Genomic DNA, 598 nt, shown 5'->3' with positions numbered 1-598 from the left:
AAGAAGATGTCTAAGTCAGACGACAACCGTAAGAACGTGATTACTCTGCTAGAAGAGCCTAAGTCGATCATCAAGAAGATCAACAAAGCGCAAACCGATGCAGAAACACCGCCACGTATTGCTCACGATTGGGAAAACAAAGCGGGTATCTCTAACCTAATGGGCCTTTACTCAGCAGCGACGGGTAAAACGTTTGAAGAGATCGAAGCGCAGTACCAAGGCGTTGAGATGTACGGTCCGTTCAAGAAAGATGTAGGCGCAGCATTGGTTGAGATGCTTGAGCCGATTCAAGCTGAATACCACCGTATCCGTGCTGACCGTGCCTACATGGACGCAGTAATGAAAGCCGGTGCTGAAAAAGCGTCTGAGCGCGCAGCAGTAACGCTGAAGAAAGCATACGAAGCCGTAGGTTTTGTAACTCGCCCATAGGGTGAATCAAAACCTTCCGCGATAAAATCTAAGCCCAAAGTGACTATGTTTACTTTGGGCTTTTTAGTGCCCGCTACATCTGGCTCTCCAACAATTATGCTGTTTGAATTGATAATCTACGTATTTAATGGCTAACATATTTGTAAAATCAATGCTGTGCAGAGTATCT

The 598-nt window shown here is 45.7% G+C and carries 1 pseudogene; it reads left to right on the top strand.

Annotation, left to right across the window (positions count from 1 at the left end):
• Window positions 1-429 (top strand): annotated as a pseudogene (locus BCT81_RS25620) (tryptophan--tRNA ligase); the annotation flags it as partial.
• Window positions 430-598: the final 169 nt, after the last annotated feature.

It is taken from the genome of Vibrio sp. 10N.261.52.A1 (assembly GCF_002876325.1).
Classification (GTDB): domain Bacteria; phylum Pseudomonadota; class Gammaproteobacteria; order Enterobacterales; family Vibrionaceae; genus Vibrio; species Vibrio chagasii.
The sequence above is the reverse complement of the archived record's forward strand: the minus strand, read 5'-3'. Positions and strand labels throughout refer to the sequence as shown.